Below are 26,163 nucleotides of genomic sequence, written 5' to 3'. Positions count from 1 at the left end.
GAATTTAGCCATCTTGGCTAGTCAGGCCGTATGCTGTGCGGCATGCCGACGCAGAGCGATCAGCTAGCGGACCTCGACCCCGACGACCCCCGGTCACCGGCGCAACAGATCGCGAACGCCCTCCGGGCGGCGATCCTGACGGGCAAGCTCGCGCCGGGGGACAAGCTGCCCTCACAGAACGACCTCGCGGCCCGGTACAACGTGGCCCGCGAGACGGTCAAGCGCGGCCTTGCCCTGCTGCATGCGGAGAACCTGACGGTGAGCCGGCAGGGGAGTGGCGTGTTCGTCCGGCAGCGCACCGAGCGCGCCGTCGGCCTGCGCCCGCACATCGAGGCGGCGTTTCAGCGCGCGCACGTGTCCATCGACTTCGCCGGCTTCTCCGGCGAGACGCTGAACGGTGCGCTGGCCGAGCCGCTGGACAAGGTGCGCGCCGGTCGCCTCACCCCGGAGTCGATCGCCATCCGGCTCCTGCTGTCCGACCTGGACCGGCCGACCTCGCTGCCGTCGAACGCGGAGACCGGCGAGGATGACCCGGCCGTACGGGCACGCGCGGATCGCATCGTGCGCCGGTCGGTGGAGGGCATCACCGAGGCGGTGCACGAGCTGGCCACGATGGGCTTGGTGCACAGCGCCCGGGTGGAGGTCCGTACGCACGACATGCCGCCGTCGTTCAAGCTGTACGTCCTGAACGGCACCGAGGCGTTCTTCGGCTTGTACCAGGTGGTGGACAACCGGGTCAGCATCGACGGCACGCCGACGGTCATCCGCGACGTGCTGGGCAAGGACAGCGAGCTGTTCCACTTCGCCGACACCGACGGCGACACGTCGATCTCCCGCGAGTTCATCGACCAGCTACAGCAGTGGTTCAACACGCGGTGGGAGACGATCGCGAAGGACTACCCGCTATGACCGCGGTCGCCGCCGCGCTCGCGGTCGAGGTCATCTTGCTCGATTTCGACGGGCCGACCTGCCACCTGTTCGCCGGCCGTCCCGCCCGCGAGATCGCCGCAGACTTCCGCGCATACCTCGCGCGGATCGGCGTACCGGTCGACGGAGCCGACCCGTTCGACCCGCTCGCGCTGTACGCCGCTGCGGTTGTTGCGGATGCAGGCCAGGCGGACGCCGCCGAACGATGGCTCACTGAAGCCGAGGTCGCTGCGGCCGGCACCGCCGAGCCGACGCCCGGATGCCGCGCTGTGCTCGACGCTGCTCGTGCCGCCGGGCGGCCGGTCGTGATGGTCAGCAACAACTCCGGCGGTGCCGTACGTGCCTACCTCGCCCGCGAACGGCTCACCGATCACGTGGCCGATGTCGTCGGCCGACCGCACGCCGCGCCGGACCGGATGAAACCGGCCCCCTGGCCGATCCAGGAAGCAGCGCGGCGTCAAAAGGTCTCTCCGGCCTCGTGCGTGCTGATCGGAGACTCCGTGACCGACCTCGACGCGGCCAACGCCGCCGGCGCCCGCAGCATCGGCTACGCCAACAAACCCGGCAAGCGCGAACGCTTCACCGACGCCACCGCCATCGTCGACGACATGCACGCGATAGCCGACGCCATCCGCGCCACCCACGCCGACCGCACGGCGACGCCATGACCGACACCGCCCCGTTCACCGTCCCGGCCGAGGTCATTCGCGAGGTCCGCACACGCTGGCCCCACGTCGCCGGCACCTGGTCAGACAGCGCAACCGCCGAACTCCAACGATTCTGCGACCGGTACGAGGCGACACCGACCCGCGTCATGCCCTCCCGGTCCGGCCTCATCGTCAAGGCGGACACCGCATCCCGGCCGCTTGTGTTCCGGTACAGCCCCGATCCCAACGGCGCCGCACAAGCCACCGTCGCAGCGGCCCTCGCAGCCCTCGACGTCTCGCCCGCAGTGCGCGAGACAGCGACGACACCCCACGGCACGACAACGGTCCTCGACTTCATCACGCCCGGCACACCACTGGGCGATGCCAACACGCTGCCTTGTCCCGATCACATCGGGGCGATGCTCCGCCCATTGATCGGCCGACCGGCACCGCCCGGATTGCCAAGCCTCGTTGACTGGCTCCGCGACCGTCTAACGGACGACCACCTTGCCGACCTGCCGCCAGGCCGAGCCGTCGCCCCGCCGTCTGAGCGTCGAGCAGCACTCGCCTTGCTCGATAGCCTGTCTTGCGACCACGTTCCGGCCCTCTGCCACGGAGACGCGTCGCCCTGGAACATCCTGTACGGCCCAGCCGGCAGGCCGTACCTCATCGACCCCCGGGGCATCGGCGGTGAGCTGATGTACGACGTCGCAGTGATCGCCATGAAAGGCGGGCGGTTCATCCCCGCTGTTAGGACGGCCGCCGCGCTTGCCCGGAGCCTCGGTCTATCACTAGGCCGAACCGAGACCTGGCTGAGAATCGCGCATGCGGCGAGGGTCTGACGGGGAGAAACGGCGCCAGATGACGGATGATCTGGATCGCCGGCGCTGATGAGGGTGCCTGAGCCCTCCTCGCCGCCCCTTCTCCGCGGCCCCGTCTACGAGTTCCAACGGTGCGAAACTCCAGACATCTAAGCCAGAATAGCTGTATGGAGGAGCGTTGGGACGAGACATGGCAGCGGTTGCGGCTGTGGACATCAGGACAAGCGCCATCGGAACGGTTGGCTGCCCAAATATTATTGAATGATGACTTTTCCCGTTTAGACCCAAGTCATCCGCTCGGAGGGCCTGACGGGAAGAAAGATGCTCTGGTCTACAGGGACGGTCATAAGTGGATCATGGCCGTCTATTTTCCACGCGGCCAACGACCCTTTCGAGAGGTCAAAGCAAAGTTCATATCGGATCTGGCTGGCGTATCGGAAAACGGTGCTGCCGGGATCGCGTTTGTGACCAATCAAGAATTGTCCCTAATTGAGCGCGAAACGTTAGAAGATCAAGCGGCGTGCGCTTGCGAGATCTATCATCTTGAGCGAATAGTGGCCGTGCTCGACAAGCCAGCAATGGCGTCTGTTCGAGCTCAATACTTACGCATACCGCCTACGCACAATACTCTCACGCCACCACATGCAATCTTTGTTCGTAAGATCCTATCTACAAGTGGTATGGGAAATCGGTTTGTAGGCAGAGAAGACGATCTGCGCGATGTCAATAGTTTCCTGCTCAAGCCGTCAATTGAACCTGAATTTGCGCATGTAGGTGTAATCACAGGAATGCCCGGCGTTGGTAAGACGGCGCTTGCTCTAGAAGCTGCGTCCGATGCCTGTCAAGAACAGCGGTTTGGAGGCGGGGCCATCATTGCGGACTTTAAGGGGTATGAGGAGAGCCCTAAGGAGTTCATTGAGCCCCCTCAGGCAATTTCTGGTCTGCTATTGGCCCTAGGCATTGATCGCATCGATCCTGAGCCGGCGATTAATCTCATGGCTTATCGCGACCTGCTGGAATCTAGAGCGCGAGCTGGACGGCCTGTGCTTCTATTGTTTGACAATGTCGCAGAAGTACGTCAAGTCGAAGATCTCCTGCCGCCTCCGGGGATCCATCGCGTCATCATAACCTCGCGTAATGCGCTTGGCCCGAGGATTCCCGACTCAGTGAGCTTTCGTCTATCCACGCTTTCCGTGCATCGATCGATGGAAATGCTAGCACAGGTGCACGAACGGAGGTTCGTTGATCAGCAAGAGGGGTTACGGTCGCTCGCGAACCTGTGCGGTGGACTACCAATCGCCCTCCGTTTGATTTCTCAGATTCTTGCGAATGATCATGATCTGAGCGCGCTTGAGTTAGCCACCGAATTTGAGGAAGAGGCCGAGAGGCTGGCGGGCCTTGAATTTGAAGACTCAGAGATTCGCGCCGTATTTCGAGGCTCGTATCTGAGGCTTCCAGTCGAATCTGCTAGGTGCCTTCGATATCTGTCAATTCATCCAGGGGAAAAAATTTCATTACGGTCGACCGCGTATCTCTTGGACATTAGTGAAGGGAAAGCGCGACGTTTACTCAGGCGCCTTGAATCTTCCCACCTAGTTACGCGAGACCCGGAGCAACGAGCTTGGACGCTCCATGATCTCCTGCGTCTCTATGGCCGCGACGTTGCTCGCGATGTGGACACCCGAGACGATCAGGACGCTGCCTTGCATCGGCTATTCGAGTACTACCTTGAGTCGACCCAGCAACTTAACGGATGGCTCAACGATAATTCACTACGAGACGGCGATGAATTGTTTAGCGCGGCTAAGGACGCGACCGATTGGGCCGTACGTGAGTATACAAGCGTGATCGCATGTATTGGCGCGGCTCTCGACATAGGAGCCCTTAGCGACGCTTGGGCCTTGGCAATCGACATATGTCAGTACCTCTGCGTGCGGGGTGACTGGCCCACCGTCATCAGTGTCTCCGAATCAGCCGTTTCCATTGCCAAGATGTGTGGCGACAGGAAGAGAGAAGCGGATGCGCTTAACAACCTTGGGTTGGCCTATAACTCTCTTCGTGAATATTCTCGCGGCAAGGAAATATTTCTGCGAGCAAGAAAGATTTTCAAGGAGATTGGCGACAAGGAAGGTGAGGCGCGGGTACTAACGGGCCTTTCTGAATCGATGCGGGCTGAGGGGAATGCCCCGGCTACAATTCCGATGTTGCGACGCGCGGTCGGTTTATATACAGAGGCGAATAGCGCCTATGGACTCGGCTTTGCGCTCACCAATCTTGGAACATCTCTGAGGGAAGACAAGCAGTATCCGGCCGCCATTGAGGTTTTGGACCAAGCCCTTTATATTCATCGCGCTAACGGAGCAAAAAGAGCAGAAGCGGCGACCTTGGGACAGTTGGGGACCGCTCTTGGGCACGTGGGCCATGTACAAGCGTCAATGGACATGCTCGGTGAAGCAGCACGCGTCGCAAACGAAGTAGAAGACTATCTGTTGGCTGGAATGGCGTACATGAATAAGGGGAACTTTTTCAGGTTGCAGGGCCGCCTTCTGGACGCTGAGGAACTGTACGCAAGCGCCATCGATGCGTTTAGAAGAATTGGCAGCGTCTGGAACGAAGCTATTGCATTGATCAATATGGACCGACTCTATAGCGCATGCGGTGAGACGGAAAAGCAGGAAGAATGTCGGGCGAGGATTAGAAGACTCGGTTCAGCCGGTGCAGAGGCGCTAAGGATGGCACGAAACCAAGGTTGGGGTCCGGGCCGTGGTCCACTTTCATACTGACGCACCACGATCGGCCATGAGAGCAGCCTACCGGAGGAGCTGGTTGGTCGTTGCCATGGGCACATGAAGGGTCTAGTAGGTTGGTGATGGATCTCGCGCCGGCAGGCGATGCGCCGGCTCAGAAATCGAATAGGGCGATCGACCGTCGATCCGGCTCCAGCATTGAGGCGAGGATGCCGAAGGGAGTAGTTCTGAAAGTGATGACTAAAACTCTCGAAGTGCCAGACACTGTCTATCATTACACTAATGGAAGTGGCCTTTGTGGACTCCTCCAGGGTCGGTCCTTCTGGATGACAGATGTTGAATATATGAATGATGCGGAAGAGTTGGAGTATGCGAAGGAGCCAGTTTTAGATCTGTTACTTCGCAAGGCGGATTCTCTGGCGTCTCCGAGTGATTCGGTTTCGGCAAACGGGAATAGGGCATCGATTCTCAGAAATATCGTCGGTGAAGTGACTGGCGAGCGTTACGAGAATGGGAGCAGGTTCCACGTCTACGCAACGTGCTTCTGTGCTGAGAATGATCTCTTGAGCCAATGGCGTGCCTATAGTGGCAGTGGAGGGTATTCGATCGCATTCGCGACGAATGGATTACCTGTAGGAGACATTGAAGCCTTGGGCCTTAATCTTCTTTTCCGCCCAGTCGTTTACGGCCTTGAGTCTGCCGTCGACCACATTGCGAGGCTGGTAGACGATGCTGCTCCTGAACCCAGGGGCCACCCAGGAACGCAAGGATATTCGCAGGCGATGCGGCTTGTGCTTCCTGGTTTGGCCACGGTGAAGAACCCAGCGTTCATGGAGGAGCGCGAATGGCGACTCATAATGACAACCTGGGGTGACTGGCCTGATTTGCATTTCCGGAGCGGATCGGTGGGCATCGTCCCCTATCGTAATGTTCTATTTGAGCGATCGGCAGTGACGCAGGTTATGGTCGGACCGGGGAGCTACGTGGAACAGCGGATGAAGGCAGTGCGTCAGCTACTTGGTCAATATAAAGAGTACGAGGGCGTTGACGTGGTTAAGTCGAGCTCTCCACTTCGCTTTTAGTGGCGCCATAGGTTCGGGCGTGCGTGCCTCATGTACCCCGATCATCGCTTCCTTTTGGCCTGTGACGAGGTGTAGTGATCGGTGACGGTGGGGACGAACTCGCAGCTTCCATTTCAGCGGAGGTCCAGCGTGTCCGAGACGCGCCCCCGGCGCTGATGTTGGCCAGGGCCGTTGCCTAGGCACCGCGTGCTTGGGTGTCATTGAGCCGCAGATAGTCATCGCTGCGCCGAGTGGCGGAACTCCCCGTCAGCGGTCGAGGCCAGTTTAGAATGTCACCGTGTCACCATTTGCCCCCTGGCCTGCGCAGACATTGGTGACAACGTAGGCGGTGGTGTCACCGGTGTTCCCACGCGCCGGGAGTCTCCGTAGGCTGAAACATTGGGGTGAGCTTGCCTTCCGTTCGTTCGGAGCTACATTGGCTACCACCGGGCGATGTTAGGTCGTCTACGGCCGCCTCAGAGCCCCCTACATTCGCGCTGTACCGGTGCTCCCTCGCCGCTGCGCTACGAACCGTGCGCATCGCGGTTGACGGCTCTACAGCGAACTTGGCGGGTGGGCGCGGTGCGCCCCCTCTGTCGCGATGCCCCTGATGTTTCAGCCTGAGACAGACGGCACGCGAGAGTCCTGCGAGAGATTCGGACCCGTATTTCGCTAACGTGCGTTGTCGCAGGTCAATCGGTGTGCCTCGCGGTGAAGTTGACTCGCTTCCGGAGCCGTGTGCGCATGCGATCGCCTCCCTTGGGGGAGGGTCAGGAAGTCGGGGACGATGGACTGCGTCCGCCACGCCGCGTACCGGCGCGTGGAGCGCTGCGAAGACGTGGCCAGATCCGTGACCAAGACGGGTCGAGGGGCGTGAGACTTCATGAGACAGGCGAGACGACATGGCCGTGTTCTGCGAGGTCAGAGCGTCGCAATGGGGCCAACCGGGAACTCGTGAGACGGACGTCAGGCTACTCATAACCCAGAGGTCGCAGGTTCAAATCCTGCCCCGCTACGAGGGTGAGAGGGCCGTATCTGCGGAAAGCGCAGATGCGGCCCTCTTCGCATTCCATCTGGGGGGCCGAGCCCCCAGACCCCGCGTTCCGGCAACTCACTGGCCTGCCCTTCCGCAGGGCACGTGCCCTCGGGCCCTCGTGTTCCGGCAGCTCACCGGCCTGCCCTTCCGCAGGGCACGTGCCCTCGGGCCCTCGTGTTCCGGCAGCTCGCTGGCCTGCCCTTCCGCAGGGGACGTGCCCTCGGGGCCTCGCGTTCCGGCAGCACTGGCCTTTCCTTTCGCGGGCACCTTTTGGGCTAGGCGGGGTCGTGCCCTCGGGCCCTCGCGTTCCGGCGGCTCGGGGGCGCTTTCGTCGGTGTTTCCGTGCGCATGCGTGTGGCCACGGGTGGTTGTGAACGGGTGGCATCATCGGGACACGACGGGCGAGAAGGGGAGATCATGGACGTGTCTTCGCTGAGCCGGGATGTCATGGCCGAGGTGAAACAGCGCGGGCTGTTTCTGCTCTCGCCCGAGCCCGAATATCCGGGCGACCCGGACTTTGTCTGCGTGGTCCAGGATCCCTCCGGATTTCCGCAGGTCGGCCACGTCGGCGCGTCGATGGGCGGTGGCCCGCCGTACGTCGCGTTCGCGCCGGACCCGAGGAATCCGATGCGTACGGACGAGATCGCCGTCGGGCTGACGACCTGGGAAGCCGGCATCAGGGCGGTGCTCGCCGCCTTCGACCGTTCGTGACCCGACCGGGTTCCCCCGAAGCCCCGCGGGCGCTCGGTCGGGCGAATGTCCGACGGCCCCGGTGCGGCGGTGTCGGGCCGGTGCCGACACGAACGAGGTGGTTCGACTCGACGGTAACGAGGTACTCGACGGTAAGGGGCCGCGCCATGTGGGTGTTGCTGGTGCTCGGCGGTCTTGCTCTGCTCTGGTGGCTGGCCGCACGCCGCCCGTCCGGGTACCGGGATCGGCCAAGCCATCCCGATGGTCGCGGCGAATACCTGGGCACCGGGTGCCCGGGATGCGGCGACACCGCCCGGCCCTGCAAGTGCGTCACCGACCCGATCGACTGATCGCGGGAGATCGCCGCCGCACCGCATTGCGGTTGCGCCGATCGCGGAGCCTCGCCAGGGTGGGGGCGTGTGGGAGCCGGTGACGGTGGGGATGTCCGGGGCCGTGGTGGAGCGGCGCGGCGGCGTGTACCGCAAGCGGTCGACCGATCCGCGGCACGACCTGGTCGGGGAGGGCGAGCGGCTGCGCTGGTTGCGGGAGCAAGGGTTTCCCGCGGCGGAGGTGCTGGACTGCCGGCCGGGGTTGCTGGTGACCGCGGCGCTGCCCGGCCGGTCCGCGGCCGAGCACTGGCCGGCCGCGGCACGCCCGTCCATCGTCGCCGGGTTGGCCGACCTGACCCGGGCGCTGCACGGGTTGCCGATCGCGGCGTGCCCGTTCGATCGCCGGCTGGCGGTCGCCGTGCCCGAGGCGCTCGCCGCCGGCGTCGAGCCGACCGCACTGGGCGAGGAACGTACCGGCTGGTCGCGGGATCGGCTCGCCGCGGAACTGCTCGCCACCCGGCCGGACGACGAGGACCCGGTGGTGTGCCACGGTGACCTGTGCCTGCCGAACGTACTGTTCGATCCGGACAGCTACCGGCCGACCGGGGTGATCGATGTCGGCCGGCTCGGCGTCGCGGACCGCTGGTGTGATCTTGCCCTCGCGACCCGGTCGCTGACCGCCGCGAACCTCAACCCGCAGTACGGGCCGTGGGCCGCGGCGGCGTTCCTCGACCGGTACGGCATCCCGGTCGACCCGGACCGGATCGCGTTCTACCGGCTGCTCGACGAGTTTGCCTGACAGGTGGCGTCGTGCCGGTCGCCGCCCGGTGCCGGCGTGCATCGGCAGCCGAGCCCGGACGAGGAACCGGTACCAGGGCCGGACGCAGAGCCGATGTCGGTGCCGGACGCAGAGGCGGCGCCGAGCCCGGTACCAGGGCCGGACGCAGAGCTGGCGCCTGGGCCGGACGCAGAGCCGGTGTCGGTGCGGGGGTCAGTCGGCGGTGGCGTAGACGAAGAGCTGGAACTCGGTGGTGTCTCCGAGCGCGACCTCCTGGCGGTGCAGGGCGCGAACCGAGTAGCCGGCGGAGCTGACCGTGTCGGACAGGCCGGCGGCGGACGCCGCAGAGACCCGCACCGGTACGCCCAGGAACTCGATCGGCACGTCGTCCAGGTCGCCCTCGACCATCCCCAGGACGAGCAGCTTCGGGCCGTGCAGCCGGGTGCGCAGCGCGGCGAGGGTGTCGCGCCACTCGGCGCGGGGGAGCATCAGCAGCGAGAAGAACGCCACCACGGCGTCGACGGTACCCACGGCGTCCGGCAGGGCGCGCAGGTCGGCCTGGTGGAACTCGGCCTCCGGCACGTTGTGGCGGGCCAACTCCAGCATCCGGGCGGAGGTGTCGACGCCGACGACCTCGACGCCGCCGTCGACGAGCTGGCGCGCGGTCGGCAGCCCGGAGCCGCAGCCGAGATCGAGAACCCGACCGGGCCGGGGTAGCTCGTCCAGCAGCCACCGGCCGGCGGCGAGCTGGCCCGCACGATCGGTGGCGGCCTCGTCGTACCGCTCGGCGATCTCGTCGAATGGCTCGCTCATCCGCCCATCATGCCGCAGCGGGCCCAGCCGTACGCCATCCCGCGGCAGCAGCGACCTGTGCCACAGGGTCGACCGGGTTCGCGGTACGGCCCGCCGGGCAGGCCGGGCTCGGAGACCCAGGAGAAGCCGTCGGGCTCGGCGACCCAGGAGAAGCCGTCGGGCTCGGCGACCCAGGAGAAGCCGTCGGGCTCGGCGACCCAGGAGAAGCCGTCGGGCTCGGCGGGCCAAGAGAAGCCGTCGGGCTCGGCGGGCCAGGAGGAGCCGTCGGCGGTCCACCCGGACGGCGTCCGGTCACCGCGCGCCGCCGGTGCGCAGCGCCCGGGCGCGGCGGGCGGCGAGGGCCGAGCCGGACTCGCGGCGTGCCATCCGGCGCAGCACGACCGGTGCCAGCAGCAGTCCGACGACCGCCCAGGCGCCGAGTACGCCGACGGTTTCCAGGTGTCGCCAGGAGTGGCCGAGTTCCACCGCGACGGCGTCCGGCGGCAGCAGCGCCGAGCGCATCCCGAGGCCCAGCCAGTAGAGCGGGAAGACCTGCGCGATGCCCTGCACCCAGCCGGGTAGTGCGGCGATCGGGTAGAAGATGCCGGAGATGCCGATGACGCCGAGGATCGGCAGCGTCAGCAGCCCTTGGCTGCGCGAGCTGCCGAACGCCGAACCGAGTACGGCGCCGGCCGGCAGGGTGGCGACCAGCGCGAGAGCGAGTACCCACAGCAGGGTCAGCCACCGGCCGAGCTGGTTCAGGATCAGCCCGTCGGCGAGCAGCAGCGCCGGGACGAAGAACAGGGCGAGGTCCAGCAGCAGCCCGCCGGACACCGAGACGAGGCGGCCGACCAGGTAACCGACCATGCCGTGCGGGGTCGCCTTGGCGCGCAGCAGGGTGCCGTCCTCCCGGTCGGCGGTGAGGTACTGGCTCATCGTGACCATGGCCATTGCCGCGTTCATGCCGAGGATGCTGGGCACCGCCAGCGTGGCGAGCGGGGTGCCGCCGAAGTGCCAGCGCCGCAGGAACACCACCGCGATCAGCGCCAACGCCGGCCAGAACGCGTGGTTGAAGATCTCGGCGGGGCTGGTGATCGACTGGCGGAACTGGATGGCGCCCCGGGCGAGGCCGGCCCGGACCGCGGTGCTCGCGGCGCTCATCGTGCTGCTCCTTCGGGTTGCTCGGCGTGCCGGACCAGCCGCAGGTAGGTGTCCTCCAGCGACGGGCGGCGCACCTCCAGGTCGGTGATCTGCTCGCCGTACCGGCCGAGCAGGTCCCGGGTGAACCGGGTCGGGGTGGCGGTGCGTACCTGGTGTGGCTGGTCGGCGTGCACCCACCGGACCTCGCCCTCGCTGCCGAGCGCGGCGGCCAGTGCGGCGGCGGTACCGTCGGCGACGATGCGGCCGCCGTCCAGGATCAGGATGCGGTCGGCGAGCCGGGCGGCCTCGGCGAGGTCGTGGGTGGTCAGCACGATCGTGGTGGTACGCGGTGCGATCAGGTCGCCGATCAGCCGGTGGAACTCGCGCCGCGCCTCCGGGTCGAAGCCGGCGGTGGGCTCGTCCAGGAACAGCAGTTCGGGCCGGCCGACCAGGCCGATGGCGACGTCGAGCCGGCGGCGTTGGCCGCCGGACAGGGTGCCGATCCGGTGGTCCGCGCGGTCGGTGAGGCCGACCGCGGCGATCAGGTCGTCGGCCGGCCAGGGGCGCCGGAGCGCGGGTGTCGAGTACGCGGCGTAGTAGCTGCCCAGGTGGTCGAGCAGTTCACGGACCCGCCACCGGCCGTGGTCGCGCCAGGACTGGAGGACCACGCCCACCCGGGCCCGCCACGCCTCACCGGCGGTGGCCGGGTCGGTGCCGAGCACCCGTACCCGCCCGGCGGTACGGCTCCGGAAGCCTTCCAGGATCTCGATCGTGGTGGTCTTCCCGGCGCCGTTCGGTCCCAGCAGCGCGAGCACCTCGCCGGGCCGCGCGCCGAACGTGACGTTGTGCAGCACGTCGGTTGTGCCGTACCGCATCCGCAGGCCGGTGACCTCGATCGCGGGCGGTTCAGCGGCCGGCACGGCGGGCCTCGATCACGTCCCGTACCTGCTGGGCCAGCGCCGCGCGGTCGACCCCGGCGAGCGCCAGTGCCCGCGGCACCGTACCGACCTCGGCGGTCAGGATGCCGAGCAGTACGTGTGCGGCGGTGACGTCGCGTTTGCGGGTGGCGGCGGCGAAGCCGCGTTCCATCGCGAGCTTGGTGGACGCGCCGAGCCCGATCGACCCGGTGCGTACGGCGGGGCGTGGCAGCCCGGTGGTGCCCGCGCCGACGCCGGCGGCGGCGAGGCTCGTCGTGAACTCGCGGTCCAGCGCGCGGTGCAGCGCCGCATGGTCCAGGCCGGCCGCGGCGAGCAGCGGCGCGGTGGTCGGATCGTCGGCGAGCGCGAGCAGCACGTGGTGGGCTTCCAGCGTGCCGGACCCGTCGGCGCGGGCGTGTTCGGTGCCGGTGTCGAGCAGCCAGGTCAGCGTGGTGTCGACGTCGCTCATCCAGATCGCCTCCGTAGGGTGACTCCGGCGGCCATCAGCCGCTTGGCGTGTTTCTTGTAGACCGCCTGCCGGGTGATGCCGAGCGCCTCGGCGACCTGCGGCCAGCTCCAGCCGGCGCGCATCGCCTCCTCGACGGCGTTGTCCTCCAACCGGTCGGCGAGTCGGCGCAGCGCGCCGACGGCGGCCAGCCGGTCGTCGACGTTTCCCGGCGGCGGTATCTCCAGCTCGGACACGCAAGCAACCTTAGTTGACTAATCTCGCGATAGTCAACCCAGGTTGCTTAGTGCGGGTGGTCAGAGCCAGCCGCGGCGGACGGCCTCCATGCCGGTCTGGAAACGGGTGGTCGCGCCCAGCTCGGTCATCAGCCGGTGGATGTTGCGCTGCACGGTGCGGATGCTCCAGCCGAAGTTGCGCGCGATCGCGGCGTCGGTGGCGCCGACGGCGAGCAGCCCGAGGATCTGGCGGTCCCGGTCGGCCAGCCCGGCGGCCCCGTCGCCGACCGGTTGGTGCAGCGGAGTTGCCTTGTCCCACAACGCTTCGAACAGCTCGGTCAGCACGTCCAGCAGGGTCGAGGGGTGGACCAGGAACGCGATGCCGGCGGCCAGGTCGTCGGGCGCGGCCAGCACCGCGAGCTTGCGGTCGCTGAGTACCAGCTTGACCGGTGTGTTGGCGCACACCCGGGCCCGCTCGCCGAGCCGGACGCCGTCCCAGATGTTCTCCAGCCGGCCCGGCAGCGCGATCGTCTCGTGGTCGTAGATGACGCGGTAGCCCGCCCGCCCCTCGCGCAGGTGGCGCCGCTCCTCCAGGTTCGGGCCGTCGTCGCCGTGTTCGCCGGGCGGCACGAAGTACGGCGGCTTGTCGATGGCGCGGATCTGGTCCTGCGCGGCGCGCTGTACCCGGACGAAGGTGCGCCACACCGCGGTCGACCCCTCGATCACCTCCAGGTGGTCGGCCGGATGCCCCCTACCCCGCTCGGTCCGGAACCGGTCGTCGAGGGTGCTGAGGTGGTCCTGCAGGCGATGCAGCTCATCCTCGCGCTTGGCGATCAGGACCGAACCGGCCAGCGACGGTTCCGCCGCCGAGAACCGCGCCGGCCGGCCGGGCAGCCGGGTGACCAGGCCGCGGCGGCTGAGCCGGGCGAGCGAGCGCGCGGTCTGGGCGGCGGAGAAGCCGGCCCGTTCGGCCAGCTCGGCGACCGTGGACTGGCCGCGCGGGATCAGCGCCTCGTAGATCCTCGCGTCGGTGTTCGGAATGCCGACCGCTTCCCACACGTCGTCTCCCTGGCATGTTTGTGCCAATGTCCTGTAATTGACCCTGTCAGGTGCTTGTCCATGTTGACACAACTATGACAGCGTCCGTCGCTGACCGGCATTGACGTGCAGGTAGTGCCTGAGGAGTCGATCGATGCGAAGAACACCCCGGTTACGCGGACCCGCCGGTTGGCTGGTCGCGCCCCTCGCCGTACTGACGATGTTGTTCACCCCCGCCGTCGCCGAGGCTGCCCCGGCCCCGGTGCACACCGACCCACCGCCGGCCACCGCCAGCGCGCACGGCGCGAACGGCGGGCCGCTCGGCGCGGGCGTCGACTACCGCAGCGCCGGCTGCAACTCGCTGACCGCCGCGGAGCTGAACAAGGCCGAGCCGTACGCGCGGTGCTTCGCGCTCGGGCGGGCGACCGCCGACGGGAAGCTCGTCGTGCAGCCGAACACGCCACCGTCGACCGCGCTGACCCCCAGCGACCTGCAGGACGCGTACCACCTGCCGGACGGCGGCGCCGGCATGACGGTGGCGATCGTCGACGCGTACGGCTACGCGTCGGCGGAGTCGGACCTCGCGGTGTTCCGCGAGTACTACGGGCTACCGGCGTGCACCGCCGCGAACGGCTGCTTCCGCAAGGTCGACCAGCGCGGCGGGACCGATTTCCCGGCCGAGGACAACGGTTGGTCGATCGAGACCGCGCTGGATCTCGACGCGGTGTCCAGCGTCTGCCCGAAGTGCAACCTGCTGCTGGTGGAGGGCGACACGGCGAACCTCGGTGACCTGGGCGAGGCGGTCGACACGGCCGTGCAGCTGGGCGCCCAGGTGGTGTCGAACTCGTACGGGATCGCGCCGGAGGTGCCCCAGGAGACCCAGTACGACGCGTACTACGACCACCCCGGCGTCGCGATCACCGCGTCCACCGGCGACACCGGCAACCTCGCCGGCTGGCCGGCGACCAGCGGTCACGTCACCGCGGTCGGCGGTACCAAGCTGGTCAAGGACACCGGGAACGCGCGTGGTTGGGCCGAGTCGGCCTGGACCGACGGCGGTTCGGGCTGTTCGCCGTACGAGCCGCGGCCGGACTTCCAGCAGGGTGTCGAGACGAACTGCCCGAACAACCGGGCGGTGGCCGACATCGCCGCCGACGCCGACCCGTCCACCGGGATCGGCGTCTACAACACGCACCTGAACGGTTGGGCGCAGTACGGCGGGACCTCGCTGTCCGCGCCACTGGTCGCCGGCATGTACGCGCTGGCCGGTGCCGCCACCCCGAACACCTACCCGGCGAGCTACCCGTACCGGGACGCGCACGCCGCGCAGGACCTCAACGACGTGACCGCCGGGGTCGACGGCAGTTGCGGCAACCTGCTGTGCCAGGCCGGCACCGGCTGGGACGGGCCGACCGGGTTGGGCACGCCGAACGGCGTCGCCGCGCTGACCCAGGGCGAGCACGGCACGATCAGCGGCACCGTGACCGACGGCGACGGTACCGCGCTGGCGGGCGCGACCGTGGCGGCCGCCGCCGCGGACGGCACCGTCTACCACGCCACCAGCGACGACCAGGGGCACTACGACCTCGCCGTCGCGACCGGCAGCTACCAGGCCACGGCCAGCAAGTACGGCTACGGCGACCAGACCCGGTCCGACCTGACGGTGGCCGCCGACGCGACGGTGACCGCCGACTTCACGCTGGCCAAGAAGCCGACCGACACGGTGTCCGGCACCGTCACCGACGGCTCCGGGCACGGCTGGCCGCTGTACGCGAAGATCACCGTCGACGGTTACCCGAACGGCGCCGTCTACACCAACCCGTACACCGGTCGGTACTCCGTCGAGCTGCCGCACGGCGCCACCTACCGGATGCACGTGAGTTCGGTGGAACTGCCCGACTACGTCGACCAGAACCGCACCGTCGACCTGACCGGCGGTACCGCCGCCGCGTCGCCGAAGGACGCCGGCGCGCTGACCGAAGGCAGCGGGCAGGACGTCGCGCTGCCGGTCGACACCGCGCAGTGCACGGCGGTCGGCTACGACTGGGCGACCACCGGCAGCACCACCGGGTTCACCGGCTGGACCGGGGGCACCCCGCAGGACGGCTGGACCGTCACCGACGCCGCGGGTACCGGGCAGACGTGGCGGTTCGACAACCCGGGCGGCTGGGCCCCGCCGGCCGGTGACGCGTCGTTCGCGGACATCGACTCGAACTGGTTCGGCGAGAACGGCAGCCAGGACAGCTCGCTGGTGTCGCCGGCCGTCGACCTGTCCGGCGCGGCCAACCCGGAGATCGGCTTCGACACCGTCTACATCGGATTCCCCGACCAGGTCGGCACCGTCGACCTGAGCACCGACGACGGCGCGACCTGGTCGACGGTGCAGACGATGTCCGGCGGGTTGGGCAACCGGCTCGACATCCCGATCCCGCAGGCCGCCGGCAAGTCGAAGGTGCGGGTCCGGTTCCACTTCACCGGGAGCTGGAGCCGGCGCTGGGAGCTGGACAACGTGCTGATCGGCACCCGTACCTGCGCGCCGACGCCCGGTGGCCTGGTCGCCGGCGTGGTGCGGGACGGCAACACCGGCGACCCGCTGGTCGGTGCGACGGTCCGCAGCGACGCGGACGCCACCCGGTTCGGGGTGACCGAGGCGACGCCGGACGACCCCGCGGTACCGGACGGGTACTACTGGCTGTTCAGCTCGCACACCGGGGACACCGCCTTCACCGTGACCGACGCCCGGTACTCGACGCGGCACGCGTCGGCCACCCCGGTCGCCGACGCGGTGGTGCACCGCAACTGGAAACTCGGTGCCGGGCACCTGGCAGTCGACAAGTCGAGCGTGTCGGCCACCGAGACGCTGGGCGCGACCGCGACCCGCCAGGTGACGTTCCACAACGACGGGACGGCGCCGCTGCACGTCCGGCTGGCGGAGGAGGACGGCGGGTTCACCCCGCTGGGCGCGCCGCAGCAGGACAGCACGCCCGGCGCGGTGACCCGGACGGTCAGGACCGCCACCAGCCTCGCCGCGCAGCCGGCCGGCAAGGCGGCGAAGTCGGCGACGGTCGACGGGCATCGGGTGGCGCTGCGGCAGGGCGCCGCGGCGGACGGCTGGCAGGACGTGGCCGACTACCCGACCGCGCTGATGGACGACGCGGTCGCCTACCACGACGGCAAGGTGTACGTGGTCGGCGGCACCACCGGCTCGTCCAGCCTGGCCTCGGCGAACGTGTACGACCCGGCGACGCAGTCGTGGAGTGCGCTGGCCGATCTGCCCGAGGCGCTCAACGGCCCGGTCGCCGCGTTCGTCGGCGGCACCCTGTACGTGGCGGGCGGCTGGACCGGCGGCACGCAGGCCAGCACGCACGCCTACGGGTACGACCCGGGCAGCGACACCTGGTCCCGCGTCGCGGACATGCCCAGCGGCGCCGCGATGGCCGGGGTGGCGGTGCTCGGCGGCCGGCTGTACGTGATCGGTGGCTGCACCACCAGCTCGTGCGCGCCGTCCTCGACGTCGGTGGTCAGCTACGACCCGAGCAGCGACGCCTGGACGGCGGCGCCGGACTACCCGACCCCGATCGCGTACGGGTCGTGCGGTGCGGCGTCCGCCGAGCTGGTGTGCGCCGGCGGCATCGACGCGTCGGCGAGCACACCGTCGGCGCGGACGTACAGCTACTCGCCCGGGGCGAGCGGCTGGACGCGGCGGGCCGACCTGCCCGGCACGGTGTGGGGCGCCTCGGCGGCGGCCGCCAACGGCGGCGTGCAGATCGTCGGCGGCGTGGTCGACGGCAAGGGCGTCAGCAACCAGGCGCTGGAGTACGACCCGCAGCAGGACCGGTGGGTGGCGCTGCCGAGCGCGAACAACGCCCAGTACCGCGGTGGCGGCGCGTGCGGCCTGTACCAGGTCGGCGGGTCCGCCGGCTCGTTCGGCAGCACCGCGTTCGTGCAGCAGCTGCCCGGCTACGGTAGTTGCAACGGCGACGCGGATCTGCCCTGGCTGGCCGAGGGCACCGTCTCGTTCGAGGTGGCGGCCGGCGCGTCGGTGACGGTACCGGTGAGCCTGGACTCCTCGGCGGTCGCCCAGCCCGGTGACTACCTGGGGCTGGTCGACGTCGCCACCGACACGCCGTACGCGTCGTCGCCGGTGTCGGTCACGATGCACGTGACGCCGCCGAAGCGGTGGGGCAAGATCACCGGCACCGTGTCGGACGAGAACGGTGCGCCGCTGGCCGGCGCCACCGTCCAGGTGTGCACGATGTACGACCGGGGCACCGGTACCTGCGGGCCGCAGTCGTTCACCCTCGCGACCGACGGCAGCGGGCACTACCAGCTGTGGCTGAACAAGGGGTTCAACCCGCTGGAGGTGATCGCCGCGATGGCCGGCCGGCAGCCCAAGATGAAGGTGGCGCGGGTCGGCGCCGGCGCCACCACGACCGTGGACTTCGTGCTACCGAAGATCTGACCCGGTCGTCGCAAACGCCGCGGGGGTACCCGGTTCGGGTGCCCCCGCGGCGCGCGCGTTGCGGGGACGGGCGGGCCGCGGCCGGTGCGGTGGCCGGTCGGCCCGCGCCGGCGACACCGTTCGCCACCGGCAACCGGCGGTGCCGGGGCACCCGTTCCGCCCGCGTCGTGTCACGTTCGCGGGCGATGATTCGTCCAGGCGGGCGGGGGTGGTACGCGATGAGCGACGAGACGCGGATCCGGGCGGCGTGGCAGGCGGACCGGCCGTACCTGCTCGCGGTGGCGGCCGGCATGCTGGGGCGGTCGGTCGACGCCGAGGACGTGGTGCAGGAGGCGTTCGCCCGGCTCGCCGAGGTCGGCCCGGCCCGGATCGACGACCTGCGCGGCTGGCTGATCGTGGTCACCCGGCGGCTGTGCCTGGACCGGCTGCGGGCCGCCGAGACCCGCCGGACGACGGCCACCGCGACCCCGCCGGAGGCGGCGCCGGCGGCCGGCGCCGATCCGCTCGGCGCCGACCCGGCCGACCGCCTCACCCTCGACGACGAGGTACGGCGGGCGCTGACGGTGCTGCTGGACCGGCTGTCGCCGGCGGAGCGCACCTCGTTCGTGCTGCACGACGTGTTCGGTTTCCCGTTCGACGCGGTCGCCGAGCTGGTCGGCCGCACCCCAGGAGCCTGCCGGCAGCTGGCCCGGCGGGCCCGGCTCTCGCTCGGCGCCCCCGAACCGGCCCGGCGGGCCGCGCCGGTACCGGCGGAGAGCGCCGCGCTGGCCGACCGGTTCATCGCCGCCTGCGCCGGTGGCGACGTCGGTGCGCTGGTCGGGCTGCTGGATCCGGCCGCCGACGGGCTGGCGATCGTGCTCGGCCTCGGCGCGCCGGCGGAGACGCACGGGGTACCGGCGGTGGCCGAGCGGGCGATCGCGTTCTTCGGCCCGGCGGCCGGGGTGACGCTCGCACCGTTCGCGCTGGAGGGCCACGCCGGGGTGCTGGCCCGGCGCGGGGACGCCGTGGTCGCGGTGATCCGGCTCGACGAGCGGGCCGGCCGGATCCGCCACCTGCACGCGATCGCGTTGCCGCTGTTCCCGGCCTGAGCGCTCGCCGGCCGTGCGCCGAACGGCCGGAGCGCGCACCGCCGTGCGGCGGACAGCCCGAGGCGTCGGCGGCCGTGCGGGCGGACGGCCCGGCGCGGCCGATCGGGCGGACCGCGGTCTGCCGCCGGGGCCGGGGCCGGCCCGCCTGCCTCGGCCCCGGCGGCGGTCAGTGCTTGCTGCCGACCGCCTCGCGCCACATCATCGATGCCAGGCTCGGGCTGCCCTCGGTGGTCAGGACCGCGACCGCCTGCCGGTGGTGGCCGTTCTCGCCGAGTTCGCGCAGCAGGCAGTCGGCGAGGTCGATGCGGGCGGTGAACCTGCCGACACCGTGCCCGGGCACCACCGAGTACCGGCTGACCTCGGCGGCGGCGAACAGGCCGGACGGCCGGACCAGGGTCCAGTCCAGGCCGCTGGCCCGGATGATCGCCTCGCACCGGCGCATGTCGTCGTAGAGCGTCTTGCCGAGCCGGTTCACCACGTACGGCTGGAGCACCCGTTCGAACAGGAAGCCGCCGATCCGGTTCGGGTTCGGCTCCACCGCGCTGGAGGTGACCGCCACCAGCCGCTCCACCCCGGTACGGTGCATCGCCGCGGTGACGTGTTCCGCACCGACCGAGTAGACGGTGATCGGATCCTTGCTGTACGGCACGCCCAGTACCGACAGCACCGCGTCCTGGCCGGCGACGGCGTCGGTGACCGCGTCCTGGTCGGCCACGTCGCCGGCCGCGACCACCAGCCGCGGGTGCTCGATCGGGAACTCGTCCGGGTGCCGGGTGAACGCGGTGACGTGGTGCCCCTCGCCGAGCGCCTGGCCGGTGACCAGCCGGCCGGTCGGCCCGTTGGCGCCGAACACGCAGAGCCGCATGGTGACCATCCCCTTCGTCTGCCGGACCGCCGTCGCGGACCGCGGTCTGCCGGGGCCGCTCGGCCGCCGGGTCGACGGTTCGCGTCGACACCTGGCATGGACGAGGCGGCCGGGCAGCGTGTGACGCCGAGTGGCGCGGGCCACCCCGGACGGCCACCCCCGGACGGCCAGCCTGGACGGCCAGCCTGGACGGCGAGCCTGGACGGCAAGCCCGGACGGCCAGCCCTGCCGGCCGACCCCGCGGGCCGGGCCGAACGACCGACGCGACGGGCGCCACGCTGGGTTACGGTGAGGGCCTGCACCGCCCCACCGGGCACGGTGCCCGTTCCGGCATCCGGTGGTGCCTGCCGCGGGGGTGCGGTGCGCGTGCCGGCCGGTGCTCCACCGACGGCCGGCCCAGCTCCGGCGTTCCCGCGCCGGCGGTACGAGGTGGCGCCTGGAGCCTCGCGGCTGACGCGCAGCGGCGCGGGCGGCGCGGGGCAGGCGGACGGCCCCGGCGCAGCGCCGGGGCCGTTTCCACGGCGGTCGGGCGCCGCGTTCCGTTTCCACGGCGGTCGGTCGTGGCGTTCCGGTTCCGTGCCGGTCGGTCGCCGCGTTCCGGTTCCGTGCCGGCCGGGCGATCCGGTTCCTGATGGTCCGGTGCGCGGTCGGGTGGCGTCCGGAACCGTGCCGCAGCGCTCGCCGGGCCACCGAGATCCGGATTACGGTGGCGGCCGGGCGGGACGCTGTTACAGTTGACCGCTGTGTGCCGCGGGCGGTCGGAGCCCGGGCCCGATGGGGAGCGCAGACATGGCGGGTGACGACGACATCTCCGGGTGAGTCCCGGACGTGATCGACCGGCGGCAGGCTCGGCCACCGCGGTTCGGTCCCTCGTCGTCCCGTTCCCGCGACATCCGGCGCCGCTGCGACCGGATGCCTTGCACCCCAAGGATTCCGCATGTTCGATTCTTCCGTCGTCGCTACCCGGCTGCACTTTTCCTGGCCCGACGGCACCGTCGTGTTCGACGACCTGTCCTGGTCGTTCGGCGCCGGCCGCACCGGCCTGGTCGCGCCCAACGGCGCGGGCAAGAGCACGTTGTTGCGGTTGATCGCCGGGGAACTCACCCCGTCCGGCGGCACCGTGACCGTCTCCGGCGTGCTGGGCTACCTGCCGCAGAACCTGCCGCTGCGCTCCGGCGCGACCGTCGCCGAGGTGCTGGGCGTCGCGCCGGTGCTCGCAGCGCTGGCCGCGGTGGAGTCCGGCGACGCCAGCGAGGAACATTTCGCCACCATCGGCAACGACTGGGACGTGGCGGAACGTACCGCCGTGGAGCTGGACCGGTTGGGCCTCGGTGACGTGGCGCTGGATCGGCCGCTGGCCAGCCTGTCCGGTGGCCAGGTGGTGTCGCTCGGCCTGGCCGCGCAGCTGCTGAAGCGCCCGGACGTGCTGCTGCTCGACGAGCCGACGAACAACCTGGACGCGGACGCGCGGCACCGGCTGCACGACGTACTGGCCGGGTGGCGGGGTTGCCTGCTGGTGGTCAGCCACGACCGCGCGCTGCTGGACCGGATGGACCGCATCGCGGAGCTGTCCGCCGGCGAGATCCGTTCGTACGGTGGCAACTTCACCGACTACGAGCAGGCGGTCGCGGCCGAGCAGGAGGCGGCGCAGCGGGCGGTGCGCAGCGCGGCACAGGAGGTCAAGCGGGAGAAGCGGGAGCTGCAACAGGCCCGCGAGCGGGCCGCGCGGCGGGCCGGGAACGCCAGCCGGCACCGCAAGGACGCCGGCCTGGCCCGGATCGTCGCCGGCGGCCTGCAACGGCACGCGCAGGAGTCGGCCGGCAAGGCGAACGAGACGCACGCGGCCCGGCTGGGCGAGGCGCGGGCCAAGCTGGACGAGGCCGGCCGGGCGGTGCGCGACGACATCCGGATCGCCCTGGAACTGCCGGACACCGCGGTCCCGGCGGGCCGCACCGTGTTCACCGGTGAGCGGCTGCAGGTATGCCATGCGGGGCGGGAGCTGTTCGCCGCGCCGGGCCTGGACCTGACCGTACGGGGACCCGAGCGGATCGCGCTGACCGGCGCCAACGGTACCGGCAAGACGACGCTGCTGCGGCTGATCGGCGGCGACCTCGAACCGTCCGGCACGGCGCCCGGAGCCCGATCGCCGGCCGCCGCCCCGGACAGGTCGAGCGCCGGCCCGGATGCCCCGGACAGGTCGAGCGCCGGCCCGGATGCCCCGGACAGGTCGAGCGCCGGCCCGGATGCGCCGGGCGTCACCCTGGACGCGGCGGGCGAGGACCGGGGCGGGCCGGGCGACGCTTCGGGCGGGCCGGGCGACGCTCCGGGCGACGACCGGCGGGCCGTACCGCCGCCGCTGGTGCGCCGCGCCGACGGGCGGGTGGCGTACCTGTCGCAGCGGCTCGACCTGCTGGACGAGGACGCCTCGGTGCTGGACAACCTGACCCGGTTCGCACCCGAGCTGCCGCCGGACCGGCGGATGAACCTGCTGGCCCGCTTCCTGTTCCGCGGTGCGCGGGCACAGTTGCCGGTCGGTGCGCTGTCCGGTGGCGAGCGGTTGCGCGCGACGCTGGCCTGCGTGCTCTACGCCGAGCCGGCACCGCACCTGCTGCTGCTGGACGAGCCGACCAACAACCTGGACCTGGTCAGCGTCGGCCAGCTGGTGAGCGCGTTGAACGCCTATCGCGGCGCGTTCGTCGTGGTCAGCCACGACGAACGGTTCCTGGCCGAGATCGGCGTGACCCGCGGCCTGCACCTGGCCGCCGGCCGGCTGACCGAGGCTGCCGCGCCGTGACCGGCCGGGCGGTCCCGTTCGGGTAATCCGGCAAGCCACGCTTTTCCGGCACCTAGACTGGCCCGCGACGCTGCGGGTCGAGGTCGACCCCGTACCGACGGCGACCAAGTACCGACGGCGACCCCGCACCGACGGCGACCCCGCACCGACGGCGACCCCCCGCCCGGGCCGCCGAGCCGCGGTCGAGAAGGGCGAGGGCGTGGCGCTGCTGATCGTGGTCGGCCTCACGGTGCTGGTGCTGTGGGCGCTGGCCGAGCGTGGTCTGGAGCGCGTCCGGCTGACCGGCCCGTTCGTGATGCTGGCGTGCGGCGTGCTGGTCGGCGTGCTCGCGGCCGACGACTTCAACAGCCGGCTCGACACCGCACACGCGGAGAAGGTCGTCGAGCTGATTCTCGCGCTGCTGCTGTTCGTGGACGCCACCGAGGTACGCGGGGGGCCGTTCGGCGGCGAGGCCCGGGTGATCTCCCGGCTGCTGTTCCTCGCCATGCCGCTGTCGCTGATCGCGGCGTTCGTGGCCGGATCCTTGCTGCTGCCGGCACTGTCCGGGCCGGTACTGCTGATGCTGGCCTGCATCGTGATCCCGACCGACTTCGCGCCGGCGTCGCCGATCCTGCGGCACGCCGCGATCCCGGTCCGGATCCGGCACATCCTCAACGTCGAGAGCGGCTACAACGACGGGATCGTGTCGCCGATCTTCGTGTTCGCGGTGTCCCTGGTCGGCAAGCGTGCCGGCCTGGACGGTGTCGAGGCGCTGCTGGACGGCCTGTGGGCGTTCCTGTTCGCCGCCGCGGCCGGGATCGTGGTCGGCGGCGGTGCGGGTTTCGTGCTGCGCGGTACCCGGCGGATCGGGTTCGCCTCGGACCGGTCCGGCCGGTTCGCGATGGTGCTGGTCCCGCTGCTGTCCTACGTGGCCGCCAACCTGGTGGAGGCGAACGGGTTCGTCGCGGCGTTCCTCGCCGGCATCGTCTACCGGGTGGTACGCGGCGGTTCGCGGCACGCCGACCTGGACCCGGCGGAGACCGCGTTCGCCGACGACGTCGGCCAGCTGGTGTCGATGGCGATGTGGTTCGGGTTCGGTGCGGTCGCGGTACTGGTGTTCAGCAACGGGCTCAAGCCGGCGCTGATCCTGTTCGGCGTGCTCGCGGTGCTGGTACTGCGGCTGGTACCGGTCCTGCTGTGCCTGCTGCGCAGCTCGCTGCGGTGGCGGGAGCGGATCGCGGTCGGGGTGCTCGGCCCGCGCGGTACCGCGTCGATCGTGTTCGGCTTCCTCGCCTTCGACGCGCTGCCGGAGTCCGACGACCTGCCCCCGCTGTACGCGATGACGGTGGTCGTGGTGCTCAGCATCGTGTTGTACGGCGTGGTCGCGCCGCCGCTGACGGCCCGCCTGCTGCGGAGCCGCCGCGGCGGCTGACCGGCCGGCCGCCGAACCGGCTGACCGGGCGGCCGTCGAAACGGCTGACGGGCCGGCCGCCGGGGCGGCCGACCGGTGGGCTCAGGACGGGACGATCTCGTTCTCGAACGGCCGGCGGGTGCGGGACCGTTTCAGCTCGAAGAACCCGTCGGTACCGGCGCACAGCAGCACGCCGTCCCACAGCCGGCCGGCGGCCTCGCCGCGCGGTACCGGGGTGACGACCGGGCCGAAGAACGCGACCAGCCCGTCCGGCCCGGGTACGTGGATGGCCGGGGTGCCCAGGTCCTCGCCGACCGGGCCGAGACCGGCCCGGTTCGCCTCGGCCAGGCCGGCGTCGAGCGACGTGTCGTCGGCGGCGTCGGCCAGCTCGACCGGCAGCCCGGCTTCGGTGAGCGCCGCGACGTACAGTTCGCGGCCGAGCGGTTCGCGCTTGCGGTGGATGTGGCTACCCAGCGCGGTGTAGAGCCCGCGCAGCGACTCGGCGCCGTGCGCGCGTTCGGCGGCGAGGCAGATCCGGGCCGGCCCCCACCCGGCGTCCAGCCACTCCCGGTACCACGGCTCGACCTCGCGGTCGGCGTTGAGCGCGGACAGGCTGAGGGTGTGGAACAGCACCCGGATGTCCCGGACCTGCTCGACCTCCAGCAGCCAGCGGGACCCGTTCCACGCCCACGGACATTTCGGGTCGAACCACATCTCGACGGTGGTGCTCATGGCCTGCTCTCCTCGCCTGGCAACGTCTTACGCTCCGACGGTACGGTGGCCGATTGGTTCGGTGACAGGTCCGATCGGTGCCTAGTCGAGCAGACCAATCGGTGGCTGACCGGCCGTGCTGGACGGCCGCGATCAGCGCCGCAGCAGCGGCAGCACCCGATCCACCGGCAGCGCCTCGATCACGTGGCCGCGCGCCCCGGCGGTGCGCGCCCCGGCGAACAGCGAGTTGACCACCGCCTCCGCGGTCGCCTCGGCGACCGCGGTGAACAGCACGTCCAGCACCGGCCCCTCCTCGGCCAGGACGGTCGTCGCCCGCGTCGGCCCGGCCGGCACGTGCGGCACCCGGTTCGCGGTGCTGAACGCCACCGCGTACTCGCCGCTGCCGTGCTGGATCACGCTGCCGCCGCGGGCCAGGCCCACCGCGGCCCGCCGGGCCAGCCGGCCCAGCTGCCGGGCATCGGCCGGCGCGTCGGTGGCCAGGACCACCACGCAGGAGCCGGCGCCGCGAGTCCACTCCGGCGCCCGCCGCACCGGTTCGGGCCGCACCGTCGCGCCGACCGGTACGCCGGCGATCGTCAGCTCCGCCGGCCGGCCGTGGTTGGTCAGCACCAGCGCGCCGACGGTGTGGTCGGCCACCCGCCGGGACGCCGTGCCGATGCCGCCCTTCCAGCCGAAACAGACCATCCCGGTACCCGCGCCGACCGGGCCCTCGGCGACCGGGCCGGGACCCGCCGCGGTGAGCGCCCGGGCCACGTGCTCCGGCCGGACGTGCAGCCCGCGGATGTCGTTGAGCCAGCCGTCGTTGCACTCCAGCACCAGCGGGTTGACCGTGCCGGTGGTCACGCCGATCTCGTCGTGCCCGGCCAGCGCGTGCCGCACCAGCCCCTCGTGCGCGGCGCCGACCGCGAGCGTGTTGGTCAACACGATCGGGGTCTCCAGCACGCCCAGCTCGGTGATCTGACTCAGCCCGGCCGCCTTGCCGAACCCGTTGAACACCGCGACCGCGGCCGGGAACTTGTCCCGGAACGCCGAACCCGGGCCGGGCGACACCGCGGTCACCCCGGTGCGTACGGCGTCGCCGGCGTGCAGCGTCTCGTGCCCGACCAGCACGCCGGGCACATCGGTGATCGCGTTGTGGGTACCGGTGGGCAGCCCGCCCAGCGGCACCCCGGCCTCCCGCGCCCGGCCCATCCCGTACCCCCCGCTCGCTCGCGAACGCCGCGGCGCA

At 70.3% G+C, this 26,163-nt stretch carries 21 protein-coding genes; 12 read left to right on the top strand and 9 right to left on the bottom strand.

From position 1 onward, the window contains the following. The first annotated feature begins 42 nt into the window (after positions 1-42). The 8 genes from Athai_RS25035 to Athai_RS25000 all read left to right on the top strand — a co-directional run bounded on the left by Athai_RS25035 (position 43) and on the right by Athai_RS25000 (position 9,057). Positions 43-909 (top strand): GntR family transcriptional regulator, encoded by an 867-nt coding sequence (locus Athai_RS25035; RefSeq protein ID WP_203963764.1) that lies wholly within the window; start codon positions 43-45, stop codon positions 907-909. Then, positions 906-1,595, top strand: a complete 690-nt coding sequence (locus tag Athai_RS25030) for an HAD family hydrolase (RefSeq protein ID WP_203963763.1) — start codon at positions 906-908, stop codon at positions 1,593-1,595. The genes Athai_RS25035 and Athai_RS25030 overlap by 4 nt, the downstream gene beginning before the upstream one ends. Next, positions 1,592-2,416 carry a phosphotransferase gene (locus Athai_RS25025; RefSeq protein WP_203963762.1) on the top strand — a complete coding sequence of 275 codons (825 nt, stop codon included), beginning with the start codon at positions 1,592-1,594 and terminating at the stop codon, positions 2,414-2,416. Before Athai_RS25030 ends, Athai_RS25025 begins: the two co-directional genes overlap by 4 nt. 146 nt (positions 2,417-2,562) lie before the next feature. Next, on the top strand, positions 2,563-5,178 hold the full coding sequence (locus tag Athai_RS25020; RefSeq protein ID WP_203963761.1) for a tetratricopeptide repeat protein: 2,616 nt from the start codon (positions 2,563-2,565) through the stop codon (positions 5,176-5,178). 290 nt (positions 5,179-5,468) lie between these two features. Then, a complete protein-coding gene (locus Athai_RS25015) occupies positions 5,469-6,224 on the top strand; it encodes a DUF2971 domain-containing protein (protein WP_203963760.1) in 756 nt (251 codons plus the stop codon). 1,432 nt (positions 6,225-7,656) lie between these two features. Further along, the gene (locus tag Athai_RS25010; protein WP_203963759.1) at positions 7,657-7,950 is read left to right on the top strand and encodes a hypothetical protein; all 294 of its coding nucleotides are present in this window, start codon (positions 7,657-7,659) and stop codon (positions 7,948-7,950) included. A gap of 146 nt (positions 7,951-8,096) precedes the next feature. Continuing rightward, positions 8,097-8,279 carry a hypothetical protein gene (locus Athai_RS25005; protein WP_203966770.1) on the top strand — a complete coding sequence of 61 codons (183 nt, stop codon included), beginning with the start codon at positions 8,097-8,099 and terminating at the stop codon, positions 8,277-8,279. Positions 8,280-8,346: 67 nt separating this feature from the next. After that, positions 8,347-9,057: an APH(3') family aminoglycoside O-phosphotransferase gene (locus Athai_RS25000; RefSeq protein ID WP_239157156.1), complete on the top strand. Its 711-nt coding sequence runs from the start codon at positions 8,347-8,349 to the stop codon at positions 9,055-9,057. Between the two features lie 192 nt (positions 9,058-9,249). On the opposite strand, the gene Athai_RS24995 is transcribed toward Athai_RS25000, so the two are convergent. The 6 genes from Athai_RS24995 to Athai_RS24970 form a co-directional block, all read right to left on the bottom strand. After that, positions 9,250-9,849, bottom strand: coding sequence for a methyltransferase domain-containing protein (locus Athai_RS24995; protein WP_203963757.1), 600 nt, complete (start codon positions 9,847-9,849; stop codon positions 9,250-9,252). Between the two features lie 291 nt (positions 9,850-10,140). Then, complete coding sequence (locus Athai_RS24990) at positions 10,141-10,989, bottom strand: ABC transporter permease (protein ID WP_203963756.1); 849 nt, start codon at positions 10,987-10,989, stop codon at positions 10,141-10,143. Continuing rightward, positions 10,986-11,843, bottom strand: coding sequence for an ABC transporter ATP-binding protein (locus tag Athai_RS24985; RefSeq protein WP_203966154.1), 858 nt, complete (start codon positions 11,841-11,843; stop codon positions 10,986-10,988). The genes Athai_RS24990 and Athai_RS24985 overlap by 4 nt, the downstream gene beginning before the upstream one ends. A 31-nt stretch (positions 11,844-11,874) precedes the next feature. Beyond that, positions 11,875-12,354 (bottom strand): Clp protease N-terminal domain-containing protein, encoded by a 480-nt coding sequence (locus Athai_RS24980; protein WP_203963755.1) that lies wholly within the window; start codon positions 12,352-12,354, stop codon positions 11,875-11,877. Then, the gene (locus Athai_RS24975; RefSeq protein WP_239157155.1) at positions 12,351-12,587 is read right to left on the bottom strand and encodes a helix-turn-helix domain-containing protein; all 237 of its coding nucleotides are present in this window, start codon (positions 12,585-12,587) and stop codon (positions 12,351-12,353) included. The genes Athai_RS24980 and Athai_RS24975 overlap by 4 nt, the downstream gene beginning before the upstream one ends. Before the next feature lie 60 nt (positions 12,588-12,647). Next, positions 12,648-13,625, bottom strand: coding sequence for a helix-turn-helix domain-containing protein (locus Athai_RS24970; RefSeq protein ID WP_203963754.1), 978 nt, complete (start codon positions 13,623-13,625; stop codon positions 12,648-12,650). A gap of 133 nt (positions 13,626-13,758) precedes the next feature. Here Athai_RS24970 and Athai_RS24965 point away from each other — a divergent pair, with 133 nt between their 5' ends. Next, positions 13,759-18,066 (top strand): carboxypeptidase regulatory-like domain-containing protein, encoded by a 4,308-nt coding sequence (locus Athai_RS24965; protein ID WP_203963753.1) that lies wholly within the window; start codon positions 13,759-13,761, stop codon positions 18,064-18,066. A 218-nt stretch (positions 18,067-18,284) separates the two neighbouring features. Further along, a complete protein-coding gene (locus Athai_RS24960; RefSeq protein ID WP_203963752.1) occupies positions 18,285-19,154 on the top strand; it encodes a sigma-70 family RNA polymerase sigma factor in 870 nt (289 codons plus the stop codon). A 166-nt stretch (positions 19,155-19,320) separates the two neighbouring features. Here Athai_RS24960 and Athai_RS24955 read toward each other — a convergent pair whose 3' ends face one another. Continuing rightward, positions 19,321-20,028 carry an NAD(P)-dependent oxidoreductase gene (locus Athai_RS24955; RefSeq protein ID WP_239157154.1) on the bottom strand — a complete coding sequence of 236 codons (708 nt, stop codon included), beginning with the start codon at positions 20,026-20,028 and terminating at the stop codon, positions 19,321-19,323. Between the two features lie 928 nt (positions 20,029-20,956). On the opposite strand from Athai_RS24955, the gene Athai_RS34435 reads away from it, so the two are divergent. Then, positions 20,957-22,813: an ATP-binding cassette domain-containing protein gene (locus Athai_RS34435; RefSeq protein ID WP_239157153.1), complete on the top strand. Its 1,857-nt coding sequence runs from the start codon at positions 20,957-20,959 to the stop codon at positions 22,811-22,813. A 199-nt stretch (positions 22,814-23,012) separates the two neighbouring features. Beyond that, positions 23,013-24,224 (top strand): cation:proton antiporter domain-containing protein, encoded by a 1,212-nt coding sequence (locus Athai_RS24940; protein ID WP_203963751.1) that lies wholly within the window; start codon positions 23,013-23,015, stop codon positions 24,222-24,224. An 81-nt stretch (positions 24,225-24,305) separates the two neighbouring features. On the opposite strand, the gene Athai_RS24935 is transcribed toward Athai_RS24940, so the two are convergent. Both Athai_RS24935 and Athai_RS24930 read right to left on the bottom strand, forming a co-directional pair. Continuing rightward, on the bottom strand, positions 24,306-24,935 hold the full coding sequence (locus Athai_RS24935; protein ID WP_203963750.1) for a mycothiol-dependent nitroreductase Rv2466c family protein: 630 nt from the start codon (positions 24,933-24,935) through the stop codon (positions 24,306-24,308). A gap of 132 nt (positions 24,936-25,067) precedes the next feature. Further along, on the bottom strand, positions 25,068-26,126 hold the full coding sequence (locus Athai_RS24930) for a DmpA family aminopeptidase (protein ID WP_203963749.1): 1,059 nt from the start codon (positions 26,124-26,126) through the stop codon (positions 25,068-25,070). Positions 26,127-26,163: the final 37 nt, after the last annotated feature.

Source organism: Actinocatenispora thailandica, from assembly GCF_016865425.1.
Lineage (GTDB): Bacteria > Actinomycetota > Actinomycetes > Mycobacteriales > Micromonosporaceae > Actinocatenispora > Actinocatenispora thailandica.
Note: the sequence above shows the minus strand (reverse complement) of the source record. Positions and strands in the feature narration are given on the sequence as shown.